Source organism: Stenotrophomonas sp. SAU14A_NAIMI4_8, assembly GCF_003086695.1.
In the GTDB taxonomy this organism is placed as follows: Bacteria; Pseudomonadota; Gammaproteobacteria; order Xanthomonadales; family Xanthomonadaceae; genus Stenotrophomonas.
Genome location: NZ_CP025999.1, coordinates 3,591,513 through 3,617,170 on the forward strand (window position 1 = coordinate 3,591,513; position 25,658 = coordinate 3,617,170).

General features: G+C 66.9%; 20 protein-coding genes, 1 pseudogene and 1 riboswitch. Of the genes and pseudogenes, 4 read left to right on the plus strand and 17 right to left on the minus strand.

Features of this window, described 5'->3' with window-relative positions:
* Positions 1 to 157: 157 nt before the first annotated feature.
* Positions 158 to 2,185, plus strand: a complete 2,028-nt coding sequence (locus C1930_RS16325; protein WP_108772200.1) for a sodium-translocating pyrophosphatase — start codon at positions 158 to 160, stop codon at positions 2,183 to 2,185.
* Between the two features lie 98 nt (positions 2,186 to 2,283).
* Here C1930_RS16325 and C1930_RS16330 read toward each other — a convergent pair whose 3' ends face one another.
* The 6 genes and pseudogenes from C1930_RS16330 to C1930_RS16355 form a co-directional block, all read right to left on the minus strand.
* Positions 2,284 to 2,550 (minus strand): hypothetical protein, encoded by a 267-nt coding sequence (locus C1930_RS16330; protein ID WP_234412683.1) that lies wholly within the window; start codon positions 2,548 to 2,550, stop codon positions 2,284 to 2,286.
* Positions 2,551 to 2,710: 160 nt separating this feature from the next.
* Positions 2,711 to 3,431 (minus strand): annotated as a pseudogene (locus C1930_RS20660) (energy transducer TonB).
* Positions 3,428 to 3,853 carry a TonB system transport protein ExbD gene (gene exbD, locus C1930_RS16340; protein WP_108757794.1) on the minus strand — a complete coding sequence of 142 codons (426 nt, stop codon included), beginning with the start codon at positions 3,851 to 3,853 and terminating at the stop codon, positions 3,428 to 3,430. The pseudogene C1930_RS20660 and the gene exbD overlap by 4 nt, the downstream one beginning before the upstream one ends.
* Before the next feature lie 7 nt (positions 3,854 to 3,860).
* Positions 3,861 to 4,571, minus strand: coding sequence for a tonB-system energizer ExbB (exbB, locus tag C1930_RS16345; protein ID WP_108757087.1), 711 nt, complete (start codon positions 4,569 to 4,571; stop codon positions 3,861 to 3,863).
* The gene (locus C1930_RS16350; RefSeq protein ID WP_108757088.1) at positions 4,558 to 5,019 is read right to left on the minus strand and encodes a YbaN family protein; all 462 of its coding nucleotides are present in this window, start codon (positions 5,017 to 5,019) and stop codon (positions 4,558 to 4,560) included. Before C1930_RS16350 ends, exbB begins: the two co-directional genes overlap by 14 nt.
* Positions 5,020 to 5,050: 31 nt before the next feature.
* The gene (locus C1930_RS16355; RefSeq protein ID WP_108754063.1) at positions 5,051 to 5,638 is read right to left on the minus strand and encodes a biliverdin-producing heme oxygenase; all 588 of its coding nucleotides are present in this window, start codon (positions 5,636 to 5,638) and stop codon (positions 5,051 to 5,053) included.
* A 104-nt stretch (positions 5,639 to 5,742) separates the two neighbouring features.
* On the opposite strand from C1930_RS16355, the gene C1930_RS16360 reads away from it, so the two are divergent.
* Entirely contained in the window at positions 5,743 to 6,000 is a 258-nt protein-coding gene (locus tag C1930_RS16360; RefSeq protein WP_108754064.1) for a DUF2789 domain-containing protein, read from the plus strand.
* A gap of 78 nt (positions 6,001 to 6,078) precedes the next feature.
* On the opposite strand, the gene C1930_RS16365 is transcribed toward C1930_RS16360, so the two are convergent.
* From C1930_RS16365 to C1930_RS16385, 5 genes are all read right to left on the minus strand, one after another.
* On the minus strand, positions 6,079 to 9,000 hold the full coding sequence (locus C1930_RS16365) for a TonB-dependent receptor (RefSeq protein ID WP_108772202.1): 2,922 nt from the start codon (positions 8,998 to 9,000) through the stop codon (positions 6,079 to 6,081).
* Between the two features lie 231 nt (positions 9,001 to 9,231).
* On the minus strand, positions 9,232 to 10,170 hold the full coding sequence (locus tag C1930_RS16370) for a FecR domain-containing protein (protein WP_108772203.1): 939 nt from the start codon (positions 10,168 to 10,170) through the stop codon (positions 9,232 to 9,234).
* Positions 10,171 to 10,273: 103 nt separating this feature from the next.
* Positions 10,274 to 10,774 (minus strand): RNA polymerase sigma factor, encoded by a 501-nt coding sequence (locus C1930_RS16375; protein WP_108757091.1) that lies wholly within the window; start codon positions 10,772 to 10,774, stop codon positions 10,274 to 10,276.
* 82 nt (positions 10,775 to 10,856) lie between these two features.
* Positions 10,857 to 11,327, minus strand: coding sequence for a hypothetical protein (locus tag C1930_RS16380; protein WP_234412686.1), 471 nt, complete (start codon positions 11,325 to 11,327; stop codon positions 10,857 to 10,859).
* Positions 11,328 to 11,332: 5 nt separating this feature from the next.
* Positions 11,333 to 11,824 (minus strand): hypothetical protein, encoded by a 492-nt coding sequence (locus C1930_RS16385; protein ID WP_108757093.1) that lies wholly within the window; start codon positions 11,822 to 11,824, stop codon positions 11,333 to 11,335.
* A 183-nt stretch (positions 11,825 to 12,007) separates the two neighbouring features.
* Here C1930_RS16385 and ppa point away from each other — a divergent pair, with 183 nt between their 5' ends.
* Both ppa and C1930_RS16395 read left to right on the plus strand, forming a co-directional pair.
* The gene (ppa, locus tag C1930_RS16390; protein WP_108754069.1) at positions 12,008 to 12,544 is read left to right on the plus strand and encodes an inorganic diphosphatase; all 537 of its coding nucleotides are present in this window, start codon (positions 12,008 to 12,010) and stop codon (positions 12,542 to 12,544) included.
* Between the two features lie 151 nt (positions 12,545 to 12,695).
* Positions 12,696 to 13,817, plus strand: a complete 1,122-nt coding sequence (locus C1930_RS16395; protein WP_108757094.1) for an HDOD domain-containing protein — start codon at positions 12,696 to 12,698, stop codon at positions 13,815 to 13,817.
* 145 nt (positions 13,818 to 13,962) lie between these two features.
* Here the strand turns inward: C1930_RS16395 and C1930_RS16400 are convergent, their stop codons facing one another.
* From C1930_RS16400 to ggt, 6 genes are all read right to left on the minus strand, one after another.
* Positions 13,963 to 16,896 carry a TonB-dependent receptor gene (locus C1930_RS16400; RefSeq protein WP_108754071.1) on the minus strand — a complete coding sequence of 978 codons (2,934 nt, stop codon included), beginning with the start codon at positions 16,894 to 16,896 and terminating at the stop codon, positions 13,963 to 13,965.
* Positions 16,897 to 16,945: 49 nt separating this feature from the next.
* A complete protein-coding gene (locus C1930_RS16405) occupies positions 16,946 to 17,845 on the minus strand; it encodes a helix-turn-helix transcriptional regulator (RefSeq protein ID WP_108750612.1) in 900 nt (299 codons plus the stop codon).
* A 115-nt stretch (positions 17,846 to 17,960) separates the two neighbouring features.
* Positions 17,961 to 20,264 carry a winged helix-turn-helix domain-containing protein gene (locus C1930_RS16410; protein WP_108772205.1) on the minus strand — a complete coding sequence of 768 codons (2,304 nt, stop codon included), beginning with the start codon at positions 20,262 to 20,264 and terminating at the stop codon, positions 17,961 to 17,963.
* Positions 20,265 to 20,523: 259 nt separating this feature from the next.
* Positions 20,524 to 21,195, minus strand: coding sequence for an ion channel (locus C1930_RS16415; protein ID WP_108751624.1), 672 nt, complete (start codon positions 21,193 to 21,195; stop codon positions 20,524 to 20,526).
* Between the two features lie 105 nt (positions 21,196 to 21,300).
* A complete protein-coding gene (gene thiC, locus C1930_RS16420) occupies positions 21,301 to 23,145 on the minus strand; it encodes a phosphomethylpyrimidine synthase ThiC (RefSeq protein WP_108772206.1) in 1,845 nt (614 codons plus the stop codon).
* Between the two features lie 83 nt (positions 23,146 to 23,228).
* Positions 23,229 to 23,329, minus strand: a riboswitch (TPP riboswitch).
* A 22-nt stretch (positions 23,330 to 23,351) separates the two neighbouring features.
* Positions 23,352 to 25,070: a gamma-glutamyltransferase gene (ggt, locus tag C1930_RS16425; RefSeq protein ID WP_108772207.1), complete on the minus strand. Its 1,719-nt coding sequence runs from the start codon at positions 25,068 to 25,070 to the stop codon at positions 23,352 to 23,354.
* Between the last annotated feature and the right edge of the window lie 588 nt (positions 25,071 to 25,658).

The following is a 25,658-nucleotide window of genomic DNA, read 5'->3' on the forward strand; positions in this document are numbered from 1 at the left end:
GACGCATACTGCGGGCACCAGGGAATGCTGAACACCGCCATACGTTGGACGACCGCCATGGTCGGCACGGGTTGGTTCCAGGCTGCAGCCCGTCGTCCCCTTCGTGGTGAAGTTCATCGCCACTGGATGCTCATCATCCAATCTGCGGAGGGGTCTAATGCTGGAACGTCATGGGCTGTCACTGGCGCTGGGCTGCGCTGTCCTCGCCATCCTGTTTGGCATCGTCTCGGCGCGCTGGATCCTGCGCCAACCCACCGGCAACGAACGCATGGTCGCCATTGCAACGGCGATCCAGGAAGGCGCACGCGCCTATCTGAACCGCCAGTACCTGACCATCGGCGTGGCCGGCGTGGTGCTGTTCGTGCTGGTGGGCGTGTTCCTGAGCTGGTACACGGCGATCGGCTTTGCCGTCGGTGCGGTGCTGTCCGGTGCGGCCGGCTACATCGGCATGAATGTGTCGGTGCGGGCCAACGTGCGCACGGCCGAAGCGGCGCGCCACGGCATCAGCGCGGCGATGGACGTGGCGTTCCGTGGCGGCGCGATCACCGGCATGCTGGTGGTCGGCCTGGGCCTGCTGGGCGTGGCCGGTTACTACGCGCTGCTGCTGCGGCTGGGGCTGCCGATGGACCAGGCCCTGCACGCGCTGGTGGGCCTGGCCTTCGGCTCGTCGCTGATCTCGATCTTCGCGCGGCTGGGTGGCGGCATCTTCACCAAGGGCGCCGACGTCGGCGCCGATCTGGTCGGCAAGGTGGAAGCCGGCATTCCCGAGGATGACCCGCGCAACCCTGCGGTGATCGCCGACAACGTGGGCGACAACGTGGGCGACTGCGCCGGCATGGCCGCCGACCTGTTCGAAACCTACGCGGTCACCGTCATCGCCACCATGCTGCTGGGCAGCCTGATGCTGAGCGAAGCCGGCGCCAATGCGGTGCTGTACCCGCTGGTGCTGGGCGGCGTGTCGATCATCGCGTCGATCATCGGTGCGCTGTTCGTGAAGGTAAAGCCCGGCGGCTCGATCATGGGCGCGCTGTACAAGGGCGTGATCGTGTCCGGCGTACTGGCAGCCATCGCGTTCTATCCGATCACCACCGGGCTGATGAGCGACAACGTGCACGGGCCGATCGCCCTGTACGGCTGCGCGCTGATCGGCCTGGTGCTGACCGGCCTGATCGTGTGGATCACCGAGTATTACACCGGCACCCAGTACAAGCCGGTGCAGCACGTGGCGCAGGCCTCGACCACTGGCCATGGCACCAACATCATCGCCGGCCTCGGCATTTCGATGAAATCCACCGCCCTGCCCGTGGTGGCCGTCTGTGCCGCGATCTGGGGCGCCTACGCGCTGGCCGGCCTGTACGGCATCGCCATCGCCGCCACCGCGATGCTGTCCATGGCCGGCATGATCGTGGCCCTGGACGCCTACGGTCCGATCACCGACAACGCCGGCGGCATTGCCGAAATGGCCGAGCTGCCCTCGGAGATCCGCGACATCACCGATCCGCTGGATGCGGTGGGCAATACCACCAAGGCCGTCACCAAGGGCTATGCGATCGGCTCGGCGGCACTGGCCGCGCTGGTGCTGTTCGCCGACTACACCCACAACCTGCAGGCAGCCAATCCGGGCCAGGAATTCCGCTTCGACCTGAGCGACCACACGGTGATCATCGGCCTGCTGATCGGCGGCCTGATTCCCTACCTGTTCGGCGCGATGGCGATGGAGGCAGTCGGCCGCGCAGCCGGCGCGGTGGTGGAGGAAGTGCGCCGGCAGTTCCGCGACATCCCCGGCATCATGCAGGGCACCGCTAAGCCGCAGTACGACAAGGCGGTGGACATGCTGACCCGCTCGGCCATCCGCGAAATGATCGTGCCCTCGCTGCTGCCGGTGGCCGTACCGGTGGTGGTCGGCCTGCTGCTGGGGCCACGCGCATTGGGCGGGCTGCTGATCGGCACCATCGTGACCGGCCTGTTCGTGGCCATTTCGATGACCACCGGCGGCGGCGCCTGGGACAACGCCAAGAAGTACATCGAAGATGGCCACTTCGGCGGCAAGGGCAGCGAGGCACACAAGGCCGCAGTGACCGGCGATACCGTGGGTGACCCGTACAAGGACACCGCCGGGCCGGCGATCAATCCGCTGATCAAGATCATCAACATCGTGGCGCTGCTGCTGGTGCCGCTGCTGTAGATCCACGCCATGCGTGGATGGGGTCGGATCCCTTTCCGCAGGAAAGGGCTCCGACCCCGCCGTCGATCCACGCCCGGCAGCGTCGATCAAGCTCGATTCTACGACCCGGTCCTTCGCAACCGCATGGCAACAATCACCACCACGGCAATTCCCCAGCACAGATAGATGGGCTTGTCCCACCCGTCATAGGTGCTGTGCGGGCTGGAGATGAAGGCCAGCGACGCCAGCCACGCACAGAGCACGCCGGGAAGGCGCGCGCCGCGCCAGATGCAGAACGCAGCAAACACCAGCAGCGGCCAGGTAAAGATGACGGCGGGCGTGAACGGTGCCAGCGAAACAAAGGCCACGCAGGCGGCCAAGACCACGCTGCACCAGGCAAGTACCCGCAGCGTCCGTGTTGTCATTGCAGCCTCCGGTCATCCGTTGACGGTCGGGGCGATGATAGTGGTTCCGGATGGGGTCAGAGCCCTTTCCTGCGGAAAGGGATCCGACCCCGTAGTAGATCCACGCCATGCGTGGATGCGGCTACCGGCCGCGCAGGAAAAACGACACCGGCACCATCACCTGCACCGGGTCGCCGGCCACGTCCGCCGGCGGCGCCGGAACCGGGCTGGCGCGCGCAACGGTGTCCAGCGTTTCCTGGTCCAGCAGCGCGTGGCCACTGCTGCGTTCAATACGCGCCGCGGTCACCTGGCCATCGCGGAACACCGCGAAACGCACATACGCAACACCCTGCTGGCGCAGCCGTTCGGACTGCCGTGGGTAGCGCCGGTGCTGCTGCAGGTGGCCCAGCAGCAGACCCTGCCAGGTCGCGTTGGCGGTACTGGGCTGCCCCGCGGTGGTCTGCGGCGCGGCGTAACGCGCCCCCGCATCGGCGGCGACCTGCGGCGGCGCGCTGGTCTGGGCGACGTTGGCATCGGCGGTGTCCGGCGACGGGCGCGGCTGCGGCACGCGCGGCGGCGGCAGATCGCCCTGCGGCTGCACAGGCACCTGGGGGTTGTTCGTGCTGCACCGGCTTCGTTGCCTGCCGCTGCTGTTGCTGCTGCAGCGGCCCGCTGGCCACCTCGCGCGGCGGCACGGGCGGGGCCTGTGCCATCGGCGCCAGTTCCAGCATCAATGCCGCCGGCGCCGCCACGCTGGGCTGCACCGATGCGCGTGCCGCCCACCAGCAGGCCACGCCGATCAACAGCGCATGTACCAGCAACACGATCGCCAGGCTGGTCGCCCAGCGCCGCAGTCCGCTCATCGCGCGCCGTGCTCCAGTCCGACCAGCGCCACTTTCAGGTAGCCGGCAGCGCGCAGCGCATCCAGCGTGGCCATCAGTTCACCGTAGGCCACCTTCGTGTCGGCGCGCAGATGGATGCGTTGCCCGGTGTCACCCTCGGTCGCGGCCTGCAGCGCCGCTGCCAGACCCTCGCGCGTGACCGCCTGCTCGCCCACGCGCAGCGACAGATCGGCCTGCACGGTCACATACACCGGCGCCTGCTCGCTGGGCGCGGCCTGCGCGCTGCTGGTCGGCAACTGCACCGGCACCGACACGGTGGCCAGCGGTGCGGCCACCATGAAGATGATCAGCAGCACCAGCATCACGTCGATGAAGGGCGTGACGTTGATTTCGTGTGCTTCTTCCGGCGTATCGTCACGCTCGGACGCGGTCCTGATCGCCATGCCCGCCTCAACCGATGCCGCGCTGCGCAGCGCGGTCCAGATCACGCGAGACCAGTTGCTGCACGCCCGCCGACAGATCGCCCAGCAGGCCGCGCAGGCCGGCCAGCACGCGACTGAAGTGGTTGTAGACCAGCACCGCCGGGATCGCGGCCACCAGGCCGAGCGCGGTGGCCAGCAAGGCCTCTGCAATGCCCGGTGCCACCACGGCCAGGTTGGTGGTGTTGCTGTGGGCAATGCCGATGAAGCTGTTCATGATGCCCCACACCGTGCCGAACAGCCCCACGAAGGGGGCCACTGCACCAATGCTGGCCAGCACGCCGATACCGCGGCGCTGCACGCGCGCGGTGTCCAGTTCGATGCGATCCAGGCGCGAGGCCACGCGTTCCTTGATGCCTGCGCGGTCCGCCAACCCGGCGGACAACTGCAGTTCGGTGCGGGCGGCCAGCAGCATGGCGGCGGCCGTGCCCTGCCCCAGCGTGGCGTCGTCATGCGGGTCTGCAGGCAGCTGCGGCGCAGACAGCAGCTGAGTGCGCGCGGCGCGCAGCGCGCGGGCCTGGCGCTGCAGTTCCCAGCCCTTGGCCAGCAGCACGGTCCAGGTGGCCAGCGAGGCCAGCGCCAGGGCGATCATCACCGCTTTGACCACCACATCGGCGGCCAGATACATGGCCCAGGGAGTCAGCGCGGTGGGGGCCATCGGGGCCAGGTCAGCAGGCAGCATCGTCGTTACGTCCATCAGCAGCAGGGGCGGCGCGGCGGCGGCCGGCACGCAGGTCGGCCGCGTCCATCTGCAGGCGCGGCGTGGGATCGGGGCGCGGCGCCGGGCGGCTGAGCACATAGCCCGCGCTGACCGCGAAGAACAGGCCGACGCCCAGCAGCAGGCGCCAGGAGGGGTGTGCACCCCAGCAGAACACGGCAAAGCCCACCGCCATGCCGGCGCTGGCAAAGGCCTTGCCCTTGCGCGACACCGCGCCCTGTTCACGCCACAGGCGCAGTGACGGGCCATAGCGCGGGTGGGCCAGCAGGCGCTGCTCGAACTTCGGCGAACTGCGTGCAAAGCAGCCCACCGCCAGGATCAGGAAGATGGTGGTGGGCATCACCGGCAGCAGCGCGCCGATCACCCCCAGGCCCACCATCAGCCAGCCCAGTGCGAACCACAGCCAGCGCATCAGGCGCTGGCCTGCAGAGGCCGCCCAGGCATCAGCAGAACTCCCGTTCGACGTGGCCATGCACACTGCGGAACGCCGTATCGGCAGCGTCGATCACCTGCTGTTCCTGCTCGGCGGTCAACACCACCGCATCCAGCGCGGCAGTGAATTCGCGCCAGTGGCGCGCCGCGCCATCGGGGTGTGCGGCCAGGTGGCGCGCGCCGAAGTCGCGGTCCAGCCCCAGCGCAGCGGCCATCTTGTACAGCACCGTACCGCCCAGGTTGGAGCCCTCGGCCACGTACAGCCAGCCCAGCGCGGCCGGCAGGGAAAGGTCATCGCCCAGCGCGGCGATATCGGCACCGGGCAGCGTCTGTTCCAGATCCTGCAGGTCGCGCCGCACCTGCTGCAGGCGGCGGCGTTCGTGCAGGTCCGGCAGCAGCGCATCCAGCGCGGGGTTGGCATACAGCGCGTCGATGCTGCGGTGGAAGCGGTACTGCACGCGCAGGAAGCGGGCGAAGTTGCTGCGGTTGGCGAAGATATCGCCGGCCATGATGCGCTTGTCCAGCGCACCGTGGCTGTCACGGGTGGCGGTCTTGAGCCGCACGCTGCGGCTGGTTTCGGAAGTCACGGAGGCGGTCATGCAGTGAACCCGGGGATGCGTCGTGCAATAGACGTCTGAACGGGGGATTTCCCCAAGCGCGCAAGCGTCGATAATGCAGGTTCCCAATCCGCCAGGTAACGACCATGATCACCACCGAACCGCGCATGACCAACCTGTTCCTGCAGCTGGGCCTGGATGCCAGCGCCGAAGGCATCGCCCAGTTCATCGGCAGCCACCAGCTGGCCACCGAAGTGGAGGTGGTGGACGCGCCGTACTGGAATGATGCGCAGCGCCAGTTCCTGGCCGAATCGCTGGAAGCGGACGCGGCCTGGACCACCGTGGTTGACGAGCTGAACGAGGCGCTGCACGAAGATGCGGTGAAGGCTGCGCGCGGTCTGTAAGCGCGCAGGCCGGGTAACGCCGGGCGTGGCCCGGCGCTACCCGTTTGCGGTAGATCCACGCCGTGCGTGGATGACCGATCAATACCGCCAGGTCACCGCCAGGCGTGCGGTGCGGCCCGGGGCCGGCATCACTCCCAGGGCAAGCGGGTCCAGGTAGTAGCGATCGGTCAGGTTGTCCACGTTCGCTTCCACCGACAGCTGATCGTTGAACGCCCAGCTGGCGAACACGTCCACCAGGGTGGTGGGACGGTACAGCTGCTGGATGGCCGACAGGCCCACGTTCCATTCCTTGTCCAGCTTGCTGATCGGGCCGGCGTTGTGCACCACGCGGGTGCCGAACGTCAGGCGCTCGTCGAACAGGCGCGAGCCCAGGGTCAGGTTGACCATGTAGCGCGGCGGGTTCTGCGTATTGGTGTAGGACCCTTCGAAACCGCCGTCGACGCAATCGGGGGTGGCCGCCAGTTCGGCGTTCTTCCGCTGCACCCCATAGGCGCGGCGTTCGGCGGCAATGTCCGGCGCGCAGGTCTTGGCCTTGAAGTAGTAATGCGCGGACAGATCGGCAAACAGCGTGCCGCTGTCATAGCTGGACTGGAACTCCAGGCCCGAGACCTTGAAGCGGTCGATGTTGCGGATCAGCCCGGCCGACAAGGTGCGGTAGTCGCGGGTGATCAGATCGTCGATGCGGGTATCGAAGTAGGCCAGCTTCAGCGCCAGGCGATCGCCGGCGGTGAACAGGTCGTGGTGGATGGTGCTGGCGCCCAGCTCCCAGCTGTGTGCGGTTTCCGGCTTCAGTTCCGCCACCGGCCGTGCGGCGGTGAACAGCCCCAGCGTGGTTTCGAACAGGCTGGGCAGCTTGGTGCCTTCGGCGTACTTCAGGTAGATCATGGCGCCTTCGCTGAAGCGGAACGCCACGCTGGCGGTGGGCGAGAACGCGCTGTCACGGCGGCGGATCGGCTGCGACCAGGTCCAGCTGACCGGCACTTCGTAGTCTTCCGGGGCGTCGGCATCGTAGAAGTTCCAGCCGCCCAGATCGGCCACCGTGCCCTTCTTGTACGGCGAAGCCAGCAGCGAGGCCTGGGTGAAGTTGCCGTTGGCGTCCGGGTACCAGTTCAGCAGCGCGATGCGCTGCGCGCGCCACGACGGCAGCGCCGGGTTGCCGTTCAGCAGCTCGGTGTAGCGGTACTGGCCCTGCACTTCATAGGCATCGACGGTGGCCAGGCGGTTGCGGTCATGCACGTCCACGCGGTTCCAGCGGCCGCCGGCCATCAGTTCCCAGTGTTCGTTGGGCTCCCACTTCAGCGCGGCCACGGCGCTGTATTCCTTGCGCCAGGCATTGCGCAGGAAGCGGTTGTTGACCAGGTCGTCCTGCATGATCGGGCCGGAGCTGCCCGGCGCGATGTCTTCATCGCTGTAGGACAGGCCGTAGTCCAGGGTGAAACGGCCCGCGCCGGTCTCGAAGATCGAGGTGTTGCTGGCGTCCAGGCCGAAGCGCTTCTGCCGCAGCGGATTGCGGTAGGCATCCTTGTAACCGGGGTTGCCGCTGAAGCTGGGCGCGTCGTACCACTCGGTGTGGCGGTCGAAGTACCACGGGGTGATGCCGGTCAGGCTGTTGTACATCACGCTGTCGGCGTCGGTGTACCAGGCGTTGATGCGCAGATCGACCTTGTCGCTGTCCGGGTTGAAGCGGTAGCGCGCGCTGTAGCTGTCCATGTCGACGTGGCCCGGGTCCCACTGCGGCACGCGGTCGCGGTCCACGCGGATGATCTGCGAGGCCATGATCTCGCCGGCGGTGCCCTCGTAGCGGCGGTAGCCCAGTTCCAGGGTCTGCGCATCATCGATACGCCAGGTCCCCTTCAGCAGCGCCGATTCCGAGCGCGAGGAAGTGTTGAAGACTTCGGTGCGCGGCGGATTCAGCGGCGCCAGCGTGCGCCGGGTCTGCGGGAAATCGTCATAGCCGTGCTTGCCGGAGAAGTAATTGCCGTTGTCGCGGTAGGCGTACGCGGCCACCAGATCGAAGCGATCCCAGTGGCCGGCCGCGGCCACGTTGAAGAACTGGCTGCCGGTGGCGCTGCGGTCGCTGCGCGGGGCAGCATCGTAGCCCGGCAGGTTGTTGGCGCTGCCGTTGGCCAGGCCGCCGCGCACGCGCACGCCCACGTCGCGGCCTTCGCGCAGCACGTCGTCCACGTTCAGCGTTTCCATTTCCACCACGCCACCGATGCCGCCTGAGGCATTGGCCTGCAGGCTGGGGCCCTTGGTGATGGTCAGGCGCGAGATCAGGTCGGGGTCGAGGTAGGTGCGCTGCGACTGGCCGGCATAACCGCGATAGGTATCCATGCTGGACTGGCCGCCGTCGATGATGACCGGTACCCGGCTCTGGCCCTGGATGCCGCGGATGTTGACGTCGAAGCCGTTGCCGACGCGCGGATCACCGGCGGTCACGCCGGCCACGCCCTTCACGATGTCACCGGTGGAGGTGCCGCGGAAGCGTTCCAGCGTGGTGCGGTTGATCGTGCTGGTCGAGCCCACCGTGCGGTAGCTGTCGAGCAGGCGTGCTTCGTCACTGACCGCACCACCCTGCACCGGGTCGCCGGCCACGCTGAGCGTGTCGGTCACGATCACATCATCGCCGGCCTGCAGCGGCGCGCCGGCTTCCAGGATGACCGCATCGGCGCCCACCGGGCGGGCAAGCAGACCGGTGCCCTGCAGCAGCTGTGACAGCGCCTGGCTGGCCGGCAGGTTGCCACTGACCGCCTGCGAGGTACGCCCGGCGGTGAGCGCTGCGGCATAGGCTACCTGCACGCCGGACTGGCGCATGTAGCTGCGCAATGCTTCATCCAGCGATTGGGCAGGAATGTCGAAGCGCTGCACGGCGGTGTCGGCGCCGCGCGGAGCGGACTGAGCAAGCACGGCAGGCGCGGTGGCGGCCAGGCCGGCAGCCAGCAGCGCGATGCACAGGCGGGACGGACGCGGCCGACGGCCACGGCTTGAGAAGTCGTACATGGGAAACCTGTCAGGAGAGCGTTACCGCGGACGCGGCGTCATCCGCACAGCGCGCGGACACAACGACGTACGTGGCGGCGGCGGGTACGTTCGTGGAGTAAGACGGATAGGATGAGCGGAACCCCAAGGTGAATTCATCCACGCATGGCGTGGTTCTACCGGTGCGTGAGTAGAGCCACGCCATGCGTGGCTGTGGGGTTGCCGGCGGATTCATCCACGCATGGCGTGGATCTACTGGACGATGGCCACGCCCAGCGGCCAGCGGGTCACCCGCAGGCCGGCGGTGGCCGCCAGCGTGTCCAATGCCTGCTCGGGGCGGTCGATGCGCAGGGCCGCGCTGATCGGCGGCAGCGATGACAGATCGCCGCGCACAATGGTCGGGCCGCTGCGGTAGCGGCCCAGGCGGTCAATCGCCTCGGCCACCGGGGTCTGCTGCAGCAGCAGTTCGCCGCGGCGCCAACTGCCAATGCTGTCGGTATCGGCGTCTGCCAGGCGCTGCACGCCGCTGTGCCCGCCATAGGACGCGCGCTGCCCGGCGCGCAGGTAGGTCCAGCCACCATCGGTGGGGCTGGCCACGCGCACCTGCCCCTGCCCCACTTCGGTCTGCGCACCATCGCCCTGCCGTTCCACGGTGAATGCCGTGGAGATGTCCTCCACCACGCCGTTGCCGGCCGACACACTGAAACGTCGTTGGGCATCGGCCGCCACCTCGAACCAGGCACGGCCACGCAATAGTTCGATCTGCCGTGCCGTCGCGTCGAAGCGCACGGCAATGGCGCTGTCGGCGTCGAGTACGGCGCGACTGCCATCGGGCAGGCGCACGTCCTGCACGAACTGCTGGCTGCGGTGGTCGGCCTGCAGGCGCAGCCAGGCATCGGGCCATACCACCAGCAGCGCCACCGCAGCGGCGGCGGCCATCGCCCAGCGCAGACGGCGCGGGCGCCGACGCGGCGGCGCGAGCGGCGTGCACGCCGGGGGCGGCCCCAGGCTGCGCCACAGCCGCCGCTCGTGCTCGAACGCACGGCGATGGCCCGGCTGCTGCAGCCAGTGCTCGAAGGCCTGCATGCGCGCATCACTCAGCTCGCCGGCCGCCAACCAGGCGATCCAGTCGCGGGCCTGCTCGGCCAGGGCAGCATCGTGGGCGGAGGACGTCGGCAGGTGCGGGCTCATGGGCTGGCGGGTGGACGCGTTCACGCGCGTGGCTGGGTGCAGGGTGGCAGGCACGCCACTGCAGGGAAGACGTCTGCGGGCGGGCCTGCCCCAAGCCGATCCATCATCGGCCTTCGCGGGCCCAGGCCAGCCGCTGCAACGCGGAACGTATGTGGTTCTCGACGGTGGTGACCGACACCGCCAGGCGCCGGGCGATTTCGGCCTGGGTCAGGCCCTGCAGGCGGTTGAGGCGGAAGATGGTACGCGTGGGCTCGGGCAGATGGCCGGCCGCTTCCAGCACGCGCTGCAGCTCGTCCTGCGCCATCACCTGCGATTCGGTGGACACGGTGTCCTCGTCCTGCCACAGGTAGTGATCGGCCAGCAGACGGTTGCGGCGGGTGGCCTCGCGGCCGTGATCGGTGGCCAGGTTGATGGCCAGCCGGTACAGATAGGCGCGCGGATTGTCGATGGTCTGCTGGCTGTCCACGCCGCGGGCCTTGAACCACACGGCCTGGATCACGTCCTCGGCGCTGCTTTCGCTGCCCAGGATGCGCTGCACGCGGCGCAGCAGCGCCGGCCGTTCGCGGATCAGCAGTTCGGTAAGCGTGGCGGCATTGGAGGGCATGCGCGGTGAGGGCAGACAGGGGCGGCGCGCATGCTACTCCGTTGATGCGAATAAATCACGTTTGCATTGACGGACGCATCATTCACAGGCAGTCGGTCAGTGCGTCGTACACGCTGCCGGGCATGCCCGGCACCGGCACATGGATGGCCTCTCTGGCCGGTGCCGCCTCCCAGGCGCGCAGCACATCCTCCAGCCGCGTACCGGCTGCGATCGGGAACGCGCAGGCAAATGCGCCCTGGTCCACGTCGAAGCGGCCGTCGCCGCGCACGCGGGTATCGCTGCCGGCAAAGGTCCAGATGCAGCTGGCGAGCACGCCGGAGCCGGAATGCACGGAACAGCGCAGGCGCATCGCCCAGAGGTTGTAGTACTGGCCTTCGCAGAAGGTATCGCCACACACGTCGTCGAAACCGCGTTCGAGCGCGCGTTCGGCGGCCAGGAAGCGCTCGTGACCGGCCGCAGGCGTCGGGTACTGGCGCGCATCAACGTAGGGCCCGGCGGCCTGGACAGGGCCAGCCAGCAGCGGGCCCGCGCACAGCGCAAGGGCAAGGAGCATGCGCATCAGCCCACCCTCCCCCGCCCCTGCAGGCACGCAACCAGGCCCTCGAACAGGCCGTGTCCAACGCCGGGCAGCGGCGCGGTCAGCCCTCCGGGTGCAGCCAGCGCGGCATGGAAGGCTTCCACAGGCACGCCCGGCTGCAGCGGCACCGTGCAGGCCCAGCGCCCGTTGTCCACCTGCAGCAAGCCGGTATCGGCCTGCACGGCCAGTTCGCTGGCGGCAACCACCCAGACGCAGCGTTGTACGGTGCCGCGCGCGGCCAACACCGCGCAGCGGAACTGCATGACCCGGTAGTTGCTGTAGTCGCCCTCGCACAGGGTATCGGCGCACAGCGCAGAGAACTCGCGGGCCAGCGCGGCTTCCAGGTCGAAGGCGCGGTCCCAGTTGGCTTCGGGATGGGGGTAGTCGATCAGATCCACATGCAGCCCGCGCGCCAGGCCGGGCAGCGAGGCAGAGAACAGGAGGGCGCCGCAGCACCCGATCATCCATCGCATGTCAGCACTCCAGGTGAACGAGGCTCCAGCCTGCGCCCGCCCGTTACGACCGCCCATCGGGGAAGCCCGCGCCGGCCGGTGGGCGATGCACGCCGCGGCAGGTGGGAACCGCCCCCCTGCACAGCGCCCGGCAAAGGCATAAAATGGGGGACTAACCGTCTACACCCCCACCTGGAGCACACCATGGGTCTGGAACTCGTCTCGCCCGGCAAGAACCCGCCGGAAGAAATCAACGTCATCATCGAGATCCCGAAGGACTCGGAGCCGGTGAAGTACGAAGTGGACAAGGAAACCGGCGCGATCTTCGTCGACCGCATCCTGTCCACCCCGATGCGCTACCCGTGCAACTACGGCTACGTGCCCAGCACCCTGTGCGGCGATGGCGACCCGGCCGACGTGCTGGTGGTGCTGCCGCTGCCGCTGGTGCCGGGTTCGGTGGTGCGCTGCCGTCCGGTGGGCGTGCTGAAGATGAGCGATGAAGCGGGCAGCGACGAAAAGATCCTGGCCGTGCCGGTGTCGAAGATCTTCAGTGGCTATGCCCATGTGGAAGACATCGCCCAGGTGTCCAGCCACTGGCTGGAGCGCATCGGCCACTTCTTCGAGCACTACAAGGATCTGGAAAAGGGCAAGTGGGTGAAGCTGGACGGTTGGGGTGGCGCGGCCGAGGCCAAGCAGATCCTGATCGAAGCGCACCAGCGCCATCTGGACAACAAGGCCTGATCCTGAACAGGATCGCTCCGGCGCAGCCCGCAGGAGCGATCCTGGTCACGTTTCATGACGGCGGTCCATCACTGTTGGCGCCGTATTAGGTAAATTGCGTCACTTCACACGTCTTCGACGCCCATCGTCGAGACAGCCAGGGGAATGTGTCGTGCGTATTCTGCTTGTAGGGGATGCAGCCAGCCTGCCGGCTGAGCTGTCCGAATTCATTGCCGATCTTGGGGAAGACTGGCAACCGTTGACCGCCACCGATGGCCACAGCGCGATGAGCGTGGTGGCCGCGCAGGGCGTGGACGCGGTGATCGTCTGCCCGCAGCTGCCCGATCTCAATGCCACCACGTTGCTGGGGCAGATCCGTACGCTGCGCCCGGAAACCATCCGTATCGCGCTGGTCGATGCCCAGCAGGGCAACCGGCCGCCGCCGGCGCGCCTGATCGGCGTCGCCCACCGCTTCCTGCCGCTGCCACTGGCGCCGGAAGTGCTGCTGGAAGCGCTGACCAGCCTGGAAGAGTTGCGCGAAGTGCTGGACAGCCCGCGCCTGCGCGATGCCATCGGCCGCATCGAGAAGCTGCCTTCGCCGCCGCACTTGTACCTGAGCCTGACCCAGGCGCTGGAACACGACGACGAGACCGACAGCGCCGATGTCGCCAAGCTGGTGGCCGCCGACCCGGCCATTGCCGCCAAGGTACTGCAGCTGTCCAACTCGGCGTTCTTCAGCCAGGGCCGCACCATTGCCGACCTGCGCACCGCGGTCACACGGCTGGGCCTGGCCACGCTGCGCGACCTGGTGCTGGCCAGCGAGGTGTTTTCCGCGCCCACGCTGTCTGCGGCCGAGCGCAATTCACTGCAGCAGCGCGCGCTGATGGCCTCGCGCCTGGCCGCGCGCCTGCTGCCCGAATCCAGCGCCGAGCTGGGTGCCACCGCCGCACTGCTGGCCGATATCGGCCTGCTGCTGCCGGGGGTGCGCAACGAGCGTACCGACCCGTCGCTGGGCGGCGATCCCCTGCCCGGCCATGCCGAGGCCGGCGCCTACCTGCTGGGCCTGTGGGGCCTGCCGATGCCGATCATCGAGGCCGTGGCCTTCCACCTGCAGCCGCAGCGTTCGACCACCCGCAGCTTCTGGGTGACCGGTGCGGTACACGTGGCGCTGGCGCTGGTGAACGGCGACCCGGTGGACGAGGACTACCTGCAGCGTGCAGGCGTGCTGAACAAGCTGCCGCAGTGGCGCGAACACGCCAACAGCCTGATGGGTCTGGTGCCCAGCGAGGCCTGAGCGCCGCACGACAAGGCAAACCGAGGGCAGGCCGCAGGGCCTGCCCTTTTTTCATGCCGGTTTGCAGACCCGAGCCGCGCGCAAAGAAAGAGGGCGGACCTTGCGGTCCGCCCTCCTTGTACTGCGTGTTCCAGGCTTCGATGGATCAGAAGCGCTGGTTGTACTGCACGAACAGGTAACGATCGTAGTCCAGCATCGGATCGAGCTGCACGGCGCTGGCGTTGGTCACCGCGTAGGTGATCGGCGGGGTCTTGCCGAACACGTTGCGGGCACCGACGGTCACGCTGCCGTTCCACGGAGCCTGCCAGGTGGCCGAGATGTCGTGATAGACGATCGCGCCCTTCTTGTTGGCACCCAGGCCACCGGCCCAACCACCGTTGTCGGTCTGGTAGTTCGGCTGGTTGCACTCGATACCGGCTTCCTGGTCGTAGCAGAAGTCACGGAAACCACCGTAGTAGCGCATGCTCCAGTTGGCCGACAGGTCACCCTTGGTCCACGTGGTGGTCAGGGTGCCGCGGACGCGCGGGTAGTTCCAGTAGCCTGCGTAGTCATCCCACTCGGCACCCTTGGTGGCCTGCTGGCGGAAGCTGACCAGGTAGTTGGTGTCCAGGTTGAACGACAGGGTGCCGAAGGCGTATTCCGGCAGGCGGTAACGCACGCCGAAGTTGTAGCCTTCGGTTTCCAGCGAGCCCAGGTTGGCGTTGCCGCGGCTCAGGCTGGTGACCTGACCGGTGGTGGCGTCACGGCTGAACTGGTTGCAGAACGCTTCGTTGTTGTTCTGGTAGCACTGGTTCAGCACGTAGTTGGCCGACACAGCGGTGATCACGTTGTCGACGGTGATCTTGTACCAGTCCAGCGAAACGTTCAGGCCATCAACGAAGCTCGGGCTGTAGACCAGGCCCGCGGTGCGGGTCTTGCTGGTTTCCGGCTGCAGCGTTTCGTTGCCCACGCCCGAGTTGAACGGAGCGTTGCCCTGCACGTCACGTGCAGTGACCGGACGGCCAGCGGCGTCGGTCTGGCGGAAGTCCGAAGCCAGGCCCTGGCCGGCGCAACGTGCGGCAACGCCGGCGTTGGCGGTCTGGCCGAACACGGCATCACACGGGTCGGTGAAGGTGTCGAAGGTCTGCGAACCGCCACCGAAGGTGTCGTCCAGGGTCGGGGCACGGAAGCCTTCACCGTAGGTGGCACGCACCAGCAGGTCTTCGATCGGCTTCCAGGTGACGCTGAACTTGCTGTTGACGGTGTTGCCGAACTTGTCGTAATCCGAATAACGGCTGGCGATATCCAGCGACAGTTCCTTGGCACCCGGCATGTCACGCAGCAGCGGGACCATCAGCTCCAGGTAGACTTCGTTGGTCTTGTACTTGCCGCTGGTGGCCTGTGCGGCCAGGTCGGTGGTGTAACCGGCCGACGACAGCGCGTCCGGGTTGTCGAAGCCGGACACTTCGCGGTGCTCGTAACCAGCAGCGAAGGCGAACTCGCCTGCGTCACCCGGCATGTCGAACAGCGAACCGGTGATGTTGGCGAAGTACTGCTTGCTCTTGCTCTGGCCGGTCGAGTTCAGGATCGTGTTGATGTACGCCAGCGCGTCCGGGGTAGCGCCCGAAGCGCCGCCCAGCACGTTGAACGGGGTGCACTGGCCGGTGCCGGTGCCCAGCGCGATCGGGTTCTCAGCGGTGCCGCACTGGGCGACGCCGGCGGCGTTGATGAACGACGGGCCCAGGGCCTTCTGCAGGGCCAGCAGGTTGATGTTGCCCGAGCTGATCTGGGTCACATCGTACTGGTTGTAGTTGATGCCCACATCCCAGTCGAACGGACGGTTGTTGAAGTCGAAGTTGCCTTCCAACGCCGCGTCGAAGTGCAGCGACTTGACGTTGTTTTCAGTGATGCGCGGCAGTTCGAAGATACGACGGCCCCAGCCGGAGATGTCCTGGCCGGTCGGGTTGTACAGGCTGTCCTTGCTGATCACGACCGGGAAGGTCGGCTGCGAGGTGCCGGTGAGCGGGTAGCCGGCGATCTGGCGCTTGGAATCGCGCTCGGAGTACATCGCGGTCGACTTCAGACGCAGGTTGTCGTTGATGTCGTAGCTGGCCGAGGTGAACATCGACTTCTGCTCGCCACCCTGGTTCAGCATCATCTGCTGGGAGGCGTTGTAGTAGTCGTCTTCACCGATCAGGTGGTAGTTGTTCCAGTCGCTGGAATCAGCGCCGACGCCAACCGGGGTGTCCCACGAACCGGTGTGGTTGACCACCCAGGTGTTGGGCTGCCAGACACCCTTGGAGTTGTACGAGCCTGCACCTTCGGTGCCAGCGGCACGCGGATCGGTGAAGCGGCCCCACGGGCCGGCCGGGCTCAGGCCGTCTTCCTTGTGGTTCTGGCCGTAGCTGTAGCGGGTCAGGCCACGGTCCTTGGCCCACACCGGATCTTCCTTGGTGTAGTTGGCGCCGAACACGATCGAGGAACGCTCGCCGGTCGAGCCCAGGGTCAGGCTGTACTGGGTCTTGGCACCGTCGCCACGGCTGTTCTGGCCGTAGTAGACGCTGGCTTCTGCGCCGTCGAAGTTCTTGCGCAGGATGATGTTGACCACGCCGGAGATGGCGTCGGAACCATAGATGGCCGAGGCGCCGTCCTTCAGCACTTCCACGCGATCGATCAGCGAGGTCGGGATGGTGGACATGTCGGTGAAGCCAGCCAGGCTGGTGCTCCAGCGCTTGCCGTTGACCAGCACCAGCGTGCGCTGCTCACCCAGGTTGTAGAGGCTGACGTACTGGCCGCCCTGCTCCGGGTTGGAGGCCAGCACGGCCGCCTTGCTGAAGGTCTGGGTGCCGGCAACCGACAGGTTCTGCAGCAGGTCGCCAACGCTGACCAGACCCGAACGCTGGATTTCCTCGTGGCTCAGGGTCAGAACCGGCTGCGAGGTCTCCACGTCCACCGAGCGGATGCGCGAGCCGGTGACTTCCAGACGATCGAGGGTGGTGGCAGCAGTTGCTTCCTGGGCGGAAGCGAAGGCCGGGGTCAGCGCAATCGCGATGCCGGCCGGCAGCAGGCCCAGCCGCAGGGCGGGGTTGCGAACGTTCATCAATCTCTCCAAGGTACGTGTTAGTAGCGTGTTAAAACACCCCAGCACGTTACGATTGCGTTGCAGCGCTGTATTTGCGCGAACCAACGAGAGACTTTGCTGATTTTGGCGGGAGCTTCGCGCCCTCTTCACGGAACCGCGAAGCAGACGTGCCATAGCGGGCGCGGAAGGCCCGCGCGAAGCTGCAGCAGTTGTCGAAACCGCTGGCAGCGGCGACTTCGCCCACCATCATGTCGGTATCGCGCAACAGGTCGGCGGCGCGTTCCAGGCGCAGGCGTGCCGAAAGCGACTGCGGGCTTTCTTCATACAGGCTCTGGAAGGTCTTGGAAAGGTACCAGCTGGAGAAGTTGGTCAGCTCGGCCAGTTCGCCAATGCGCACCACGCGGTGGCTGTTGCCTTCCAGGTACAGGCGGGCACGCTGCATGCGGCCGAACACCTGGCGCTTGCGGCTGCGCGAGCGACCCGGGCAACGCTGCACGTTGTCGGCCAGGCCACGCTGCAGGCCCGCCAGGTGCAGCAGCAGCGGACGCAGCGACTGCGCCGGCTGGCCGCTGGCCAGGGCGTCGCGCCACAGGCGCAGGGCCACGCGGGCGTCGCCGCGGTTCATCTGGCCACGACCGGCATACAGGCCGCAGTCGGCCATCTCGGCCAGCGCCCGCAGCGCTTCAATGTTCAGGTTCAGGCCAACGCACAGCCCATTGCGGCCAGCCTGCACCAGCGGGCGCGATTCCTTTTCGAAGGCGATCCACTCGCCCTGGCGCAGGCGGAAGCGCCCTTCCTTTGCCTCCACCCATGAGGTGCCACGCACCTGCATCCATACGGTAAAGCTGCTGCCTGCGGTCTGCAGGCTGCCCAGCCGGGCAACGCCCAGGCAGGTCGGGGCCACGTCATCGACAGCCTTGTCCAGCGAGACGGTTTGGCCACGATCGGCCAGCGAGAGTTGACGCATGGGAGCACCACGGATTTGCCAAGTACAGGCCACCGTTTTGCCAAATCAGGTGCATGCCGGTCAGGAAGAACCGCCGAGATCGCCACGAAATCGCTACGACTTCGCCACGAAAGAGTTACGAAGGCCCTTTGTCGTTGAAAATCAGCAGCTTGGAAAACGCCGGGAACAGCGTCGGCGCTGCTGCCGGAAGGTGCATCACGCCAATGTCGGCACCGTCGGACACCGCCAGGGCCAGGTACAGGTCGCCTCCGTCAGCACTGGCGCTCAGTCCGTTGCCTGCGCTCAGCCGCTGCGCGTCCAGGCAACGCTCCGGTTCGGTCGCCCCACCCTGCACGCGGGTGAGCGTGGTGGAACAGTCGGCGGTGCTGCCCAGGTAATCGATGCGGCCGTTGCCGGCCACCGCCCAGGTGCGATAACGCCAGCGGCTGGGCCAGCCATCGCTGACCTGCTGCACGCTGCCCGCGTCCAGATCTGGCTTGATCGACCACAGCCCGCTGGCAGCCAGGCGGGTGTACAGCACCCGGCCACTGCTGCGGTCCAGGCGTGCCTGCGATACGCCGTCCAGGCTGGCCAGGCGGCGCCACGGCTGGCTTGTGCGGTCGAACAGACTCAGCCGCACCCGCTGCTGGTCATCACGTTCCAGTACCAGCACCTGTTCCGGCGTGGCCCCGTACAGCGCCTGCAGCGGTTGCTGCACCGGCACCGGCAGCACCTGCAGGCGCTCGTCGCGCGGGGCGATTTCGTAGACCACGGCCTGTCCATGCGCGTCGCGTCCGACCACCAGCAACTGGCGGCTGTCGGTGGACCAGTCGGGGGCCTGCCGCGCTTCCGGCCGCAGCCCTTCGATCGGCCGCAGCGAATCGGGGCGCTGCATGTCGGCCCACCACAGCGCAAAGCTGCCCGAGCGGTCTGAACTGAACACCAGTTGCCGCCCGTCCGGGGCCACCATCGGCTGGCCATCGCGCCCGCTGGAGGCGAACAGGCGCTGTGCGCTGCCGCCCTGCACGGGCATGCGGAACATGCCGAACTGCGCCCGGCGATGGACGAAGGCCAGCATGTCGCCACGCCGCGAAACGGCCGGCCACTGTGCATCGTCCAGGCCGGCATCGCGCAGCGTGCGCCGTTCCACGTCCAGGTAGTACAGGCGCGCCTCGCTGTCCACGCGGCGACCGAACACAATGTGTCGGCCGTCGCCCAGCCAGGCCCAGCCACGCAGCTCGGCGGCCTCGTTGGTCAGCTGTTCCGGGGTGCCGCCGTTGGCCGGCATGCGCCACAGATCGCCCAGCTGCGGGTTGCGCACGAACACCAGCCAGCGCCCGTCGGGCGAATAGCGCGGTGCGTAATCGAAATCATCTTCACCGGCACCGTACTGCAGCGCGCGCCACTGCCCACTGGGCAGGTCCAGCACGCGGATGCCGCGATGCGCATAGCGGCCCACCATGCTGCCGAACACCAGGCCCCGGCCATCGGGGGTCCAGTCGAAGCTGAGCAGCTCGGTGCCGTCGCAGCGCGTGGCCTGGCGCAACGCGCCGCCGGTGGCGCTGGCAATCAGCACCTGGCAACTGCCATCGGCGGCGAAGCGGGCGAACGCGATCTCGCGCCCGTCCGGCGACCAGCTGGGAAAACGGTCGCTGGCACCGGCCGGCGGTTGCACCAGCTGACGCGCCGGTGCGTTGCCCGAGGTCTGCACGCGGATGGCGCCCCCGTTCTGGCTGTCATCGTTGGCGCCTTCGTAGGCCACCTGCGAGCCATCAGGCGACAGGGTCGGATAGGTCTCGAAACCAGCGGTGGCGGTGATCAGCCGATACGGACGTTCGGGGCTGCCGATGACCCGCGTGCCGTCTTCCACCACGGCATCCAGCGGCGAGGACGGCGCAGGACGTTGCGCCAGCAGCACGCTCAGCACCAACAAGGCCAGCAGCATGGCCACGCCCACTGCCAGCAGCAGTCGGCGGCGCCACAGGCGCCAACGGCGGCGGCGCGCATCCTGTGGGTCTTCCACGGGCGCGTCGACGGCGGTCTCCAGCGGCGCACTGTCCTGCGCCTCCGGCTGCGGTTCGCTGTCGTGCAGCCACTGCACCGGCACCAGCAATCGATAGCCGGTCTTGGCAATGGTTTCGATGTACGACTGGCCGCTGTCTTCGCCGATGGCAAAGGCCTTGCGCAACTGCGTGACCGCCTGGGTCAGCACATCGTTGGTAGGCAGCGTATCGGGCCACACTTCGGCGAACAGCTCATCGCGAGTGACCACGCGGCCGGGCTGGCGCAGCAGTACGCGCAGCACGCCCAGCGCCTTGGGCGTCAAACGGCGCGGACGACGCGCACCCGGCACGTCCACTTCGCGCGACGACACGGTCACTACGCATTCGCCCACGCGAACGCGGTCACACTCCTGCGACTGGCTCTCGTTGCTGTTCATTGATTGCTAGACGCTTGAAACACGTTGCAGATACCACTGGGCAGCGTTGTGTTTCCGTCCCTGCAACCTCCAAAAGCCAGATTCCGCACAAACCATCGGCGCATACCGCAAAAAAAACGAAGCGCGCGAATACTAGCCTATGCAGGTTACCTCGCCTATCGCGTGGTGGACATCAGGCTCTCTCTCGCCGACGCATTCAGATAATAAGCTGCACCATTCGCGCCCTTCGGGGCGCGAAATTTTTATCTGGCGTTCATTTTCAGGCACGCCGCAGCATGGTCAGTCCGACCAGTCGCGAAACCACCAAAGCCACGTACATCACGCCGGAAAACTGCTCCAGCATGACCAGTGCGCGTGCCTGCGGATGCAGGGGAACCACGTCACTCAGACCGACCCCGGACAGCAAGCTGAAGCTCAGATAAAGCAGCTCCATCCACGTGCGCTGCAGCCCCCCGCCGGTGCCCTGGAAACTGCCCGGATACCACTGCTGGCAGACCGCGAATGCGAACGCGAATCCCCATGCGAGTAATGTGAACGTAGCACCAACGGCGAACAGTTCGTCGCGGGTCACCTTGTGGTCCTGCAGCATGTACGCAGTGAGCGCACCGGCGGTGTAGAAGTACAGCAGGCTTTCAAGCAGCTGCGCGGTACTGCCCAGGCCGGGGTGATCGAGCAGCGCGGCGGCAATGGAAAACACCACCGACGGAATGGCCAGCACCAACGCCAGCCAGGTGCCCAGCGGGCTGCGCTGCACCACCCACAACGCCAGCCCCAGCACCGCCATGCCGAACACCCCCAGCGCGGCGCGACCGCCGGCGGTTTCGTCCAGCGCCGGGTACAGCAGTACCGCCAGCAGCTGCGCCGCCAACAACCAGGCGGAAGGATGGCGGCGGGCGATGGCCAGCCAGCGGGTGGTCACGGCAACAGGCATGGTCTGCATCCCCTGGGTGATGCGGCGAGCATAGCCGGTGCCGGGTGAGCGCAGCGGTTGCTGTTTACCGCTGCGCTCGCCGGGCCGGGCACCGGCGCTACCGTGTCAGCCCTGCTGGTAGACCTGGGCACCGCCGTCGCGGAACTCCCTGGACTTTTCCTGCATGCCGGCCTCGGCGTACTCGCGCACGTCCTGGGTGATCTTCATCGAGCAGAAGTGCGGGCCACACATCGAACAGAAGTGGGCGAGCTTGTGTGCGTCCTTGGGCAGTGTCTCGTCGTGGAATTCCTTGGCCTTTTCCGGATCCAGGCCCAGGTGGAACTGGTCTTCCCAACGGAACTCGAAACGCGCCTTGCTGAGCGCGTTGTCACGCACCTGTGCACCCGGGTGGCCCTTGGCCAGATCGGCGGCGTGGGCGGCGATGCGGTAGGCCATGATGCCGTCGCGCACATCCTGCCGGTTGGGCAGCCCCAGGTGTTCCTTGGGCGTGACGTAGCAGAGCATGGCGGTGCCGAACCAGCCGATCATGGCTGCGCCGATGGCGCTGGTGATGTGGTCGTAGCCAGGCGCGATATCGGTGGTCAGCGGACCCAGCGTGTAGAACGGCGCTTCGCCACACTCGCGCAGCTGCTTGTCCATGTTTTCCTTGATCAGCTGCATCGGCACATGGCCGGGCCCTTCGATCATGGTCTGCACGTCGTGCTTCCACGCGATCTTCGTCAGCTCGCCGAGCGTTTCCAGTTCACCGAACTGGGCGGCATCGTTGGCATCGGCAATGCAGCCCGGGCGCAGGCCATCGCCCAACGAGAAGGTCACGTCATAGGCCTTCATGATTTCGCAGATCTCCTCGAAGTGCGCGTAGAGAAAATTCTCCTTGTGGTGGGCAAGGCACCACTTGGCCATGATCGAACCGCCACGACTGACGATGCCGGTCACCCGCTTGGCGGTCAGTGGCACGTAGCGCAGCAGCACGCCGGCATGGATGGTGAAGTAATCCACGCCCTGCTCGGCCTGTTCGATGAGCGTGTCGCGGAAGATTTCCCAGGTGAGCGCTTCGGCGCGCCCGTCCACCTTTTCCAGCGCCTGGTAGATCGGCACCGTACCGATGGCCACCGGCGAATTGCGGATGATCCACTCACGCGTTTCGTGGATGTGCTTGCCGGTGGACAGATCCATCACCGTGTCGCCGCCCCAGCGGATCGCCCACACCAGTTTCTCCACTTCTTCGGCGATGCCGGAGGACACCGCGCTGTTGCCGATGTTGGCGTTGATCTTGGTCAGGAAATTGCGGCCGATGATCATCGGCTCGCTTTCGGGGTGGTTGATGTTGTTGGGCAGCACGGCACGCCCGCGGGCGATTTCATCGCGTACGAACTCAGGCGTGATGATCTTCGGGATGGATGCACCGAAGGATTCACCTGCGTGCTGCTGCAGCAGCGTTGCATCACGGATATCCTGCAGACGCTGGTTTTCGCGGATCGCCACGAACTCCATTTCCGGGGTGATGATGCCGCGCCGTGCGTAGTGCATCTGGGTGACGTTGGCTCCAGCCTGTGCGCGCCGCGGCAGGCTGCGTGCCGGGAAGCGCACCGCATCCAGCTTCGGATCGTGCTCGCGTTCGCGACCGAAGCGCGAACTGAGTGCGTCCAGTTGCGCGGTATCGGCCCGCTCTTCGATCCAGGCACGGCGCAGCGCCGGCAGGCCGGTGGTCAGGTCGATGCGCGCGTCCGGATCGGTATAGGCACCGGACGTGTCGTACACGGTCAACGGTGGATTCGCTTCGCCACCGAACAGGGTGGGTGTGCGGGTCAGGGCGATCTCGCGCATGGGCACGCGCAGGTCCGGGCGCGAGCCGGGCACGTGGATCTTCCGGGAGCCGGCAATGGGCCGGGTCACGGAGGCGGAAAGTTGCTGGGCCTGCTGCTGCAGATCGGAAGGCTGTGCGTTCATCGGGCATCGTCCAGGAAGGTCAGGGACGAAGCGGCGGCGCACTGCGCACCGCGCCCGGACGGTCCTTGGGCGGACTCCGGGCACGGTTGCACTGCAAAGCTTCCCTACGCCGGTATGAACCGGATCAGGTTCCAAGGGACTGTCTCAACCGCGGCCACTGGCCACGGTACCCCCGCTTCTTGCTGCGTATTAGAGCACAGGCGGGCTCAGTAGCCCGCCGCCTGGCCATCCTTGCGGCTTTCCGAAGCACCGAAGTACACGCCGGTTTCCGGATCACGCAGGATCGCCTGGTAGCCGCCATAGGGGCCATCGGCGAACACCACGCGGTGGCCCTTGCGCATCAGTGCGCGCACGGTTTCGTAGGGGAAGCCGGTTTCCAGGTTCACTTCGCCGCCATCGCTCATGGCCGTAGCCTGGCCGGTCGGCTCGGTGGACCCCTCATGCTGGATGCGCGGCGCATCGCCGGCTTCCTGCAGGTTCATGCCGAAGTCCACCAGGTTCATCACGATCTGCGCATGGCCCTGCGGCTGCATCGCACCGCCCATCACGCCGAAGCTGGCGTACGGCTTGCCGTCCTTGGTGATGAAGGCCGGAATGATGGTCTGGAACGGACGCTTGCCCGGCGCGTAGCCGTTGGGGTGGTTCTTCTGCAGCACGAACATCTCGCCGCGGTCCTGCAGGATGAAGCCCAGCCCCGGCGGTGCCATGCCGCTGCCCATGCCACGGTAGTTGGACTGGATGAGCGAGACCATCATGCCGTCGCTGTCGGCCACGGTCATGTAGATCGTGTCGCCCTGCTCGAGCTGCTTCGGCGTGCCCGGCTGCACTTCCTTCAGCGCCTTGTCCATCGAGATCAGCGCGCGGCGCTGCGCGGCGTAATCCTTGGAAATGAGCTTCTGCACCGGCGCCGGCTGGAAGGCCATGTCGGCATAGAAGCGCGCGCGATCGGCGAAGGCCAGCTTCTTGGCTTCCACGAACAGGTGCACATGCTCGGGCGAGCCGAACGGAATCTTCGAGAAGTCGTAACCTTCCAGCACGTTGAGGATCTGCAGCGCGGCAATGCCCTGGCTGTTGGGCGGCAGTTCCCACACGTCATAGCCGCGGTAGTTGCTGCTGACCGGCTCCACCCATTCACCGTGGTGGTCGGCCATGTCCTGGTAACTGAGATAACCGCCGTTGGCCTTGAAGTAATCACCGATGGTGCGTGCTACGTCGCCCTTGTAGAACGCATCGCGGCCACCGTCGGCGATTTTCTGCAGGGTATCGGCCAGGTTCGGGTTCTTCCACATCTGGCCCTTGCGCGGGGCGTGGCCGTCGATGGTGAACTGTTCGGTGAAGCCGGGGTACTTGGACAGGCGCGGCACCGAACGATCCCAGTAGTAGGCAATCACTTCCGCCACCGGGTGGCCTTCGCGCGCGTAGCGGATGGCCGGGGCCAGGTTGTCGGCCATCGGCTTGCGGCCGAAGCGGTCATGCAGGGCGAACCAGCCATCGACCGCGCCGGGCACCGATACCGGCAGTGGACCGGTGGCGGGGATCTCCTTCAGGCCACGGCGCTGGAATTCAGCCAGGGTGAGTGACTTCGGCGAACGCCCCGAGCCGTTGTAGCCGTACAGCTTCTTCGTCTTCGGGTCCCAGACGATGGCGAACAGGTCGCCGCCGATGCCGTTGCCGGTCGGCTCCATCAGCCCCAGGGCGGCGTTGGCGGCAATGGCGGCATCGACGGCCGAACCGCCGGCCTTCATCACGTCCAGCGCGATCTGGGTGGCCAGCGGCTGCGAGGTGGCGGCCATCGCGTGCGGGGCAATGACTTCCGAACGGGTGGCAAAGGTCTGGCCAGTGATGCGGTCGGCGGCACTGGACACGGCGGGGACCGCGGCCAGCACGGCAGCGGCAAGCAGGGAACGGGCAAGGCGTCGGGACACAGTTGGGGTCCGATGGAAGGGTGGTGCCCTGATCTTCGCCGCTTCGGGCGGCAGCCGGAATCGGGCAGAGGTCATGGGCGGCGGTGCCGTGGTGTGTGCGGAGCTTGGTCCGCACGGCCAACGGCTTCGGTAGGTGCGGACCTTGGTCCGCACGGCTACGGGCTTCGGAGATTCCAATGCGGACCAAGGTCCGCACCTACCAGGGCAGGATGCCTGCACCGCTGCTGGCTTCGGGGAGTTCCGTGCGGACCAAGGTCCGCACCTACCAGAGCGGGATGCCTGCACGGCCGCCGGCTTCGGGGAATCCAGTGCGGACCAAGGTCCGCACCTACCAAGGCGAAATCACCCGCGAATCCGCGCAAAAAACCCGCTGAAAAGAGTGAATTGCGGTTCACCGAAACACTTTCAGCGGCAACCATCCTTGTGCCGCAAGCCTTTTCGCCAGATACAGGCGAAACCGATGGAAAAGCGTTTGCCAGGGTTGACACCGCCGAAATGGCTATGTTTCTCTCGATCCCATGCTGCAACGCCACCCGCCCCTGCGAACCGCTACTGAAGCCGCCGATTCCGGCGCCGCATCGCTGCGTT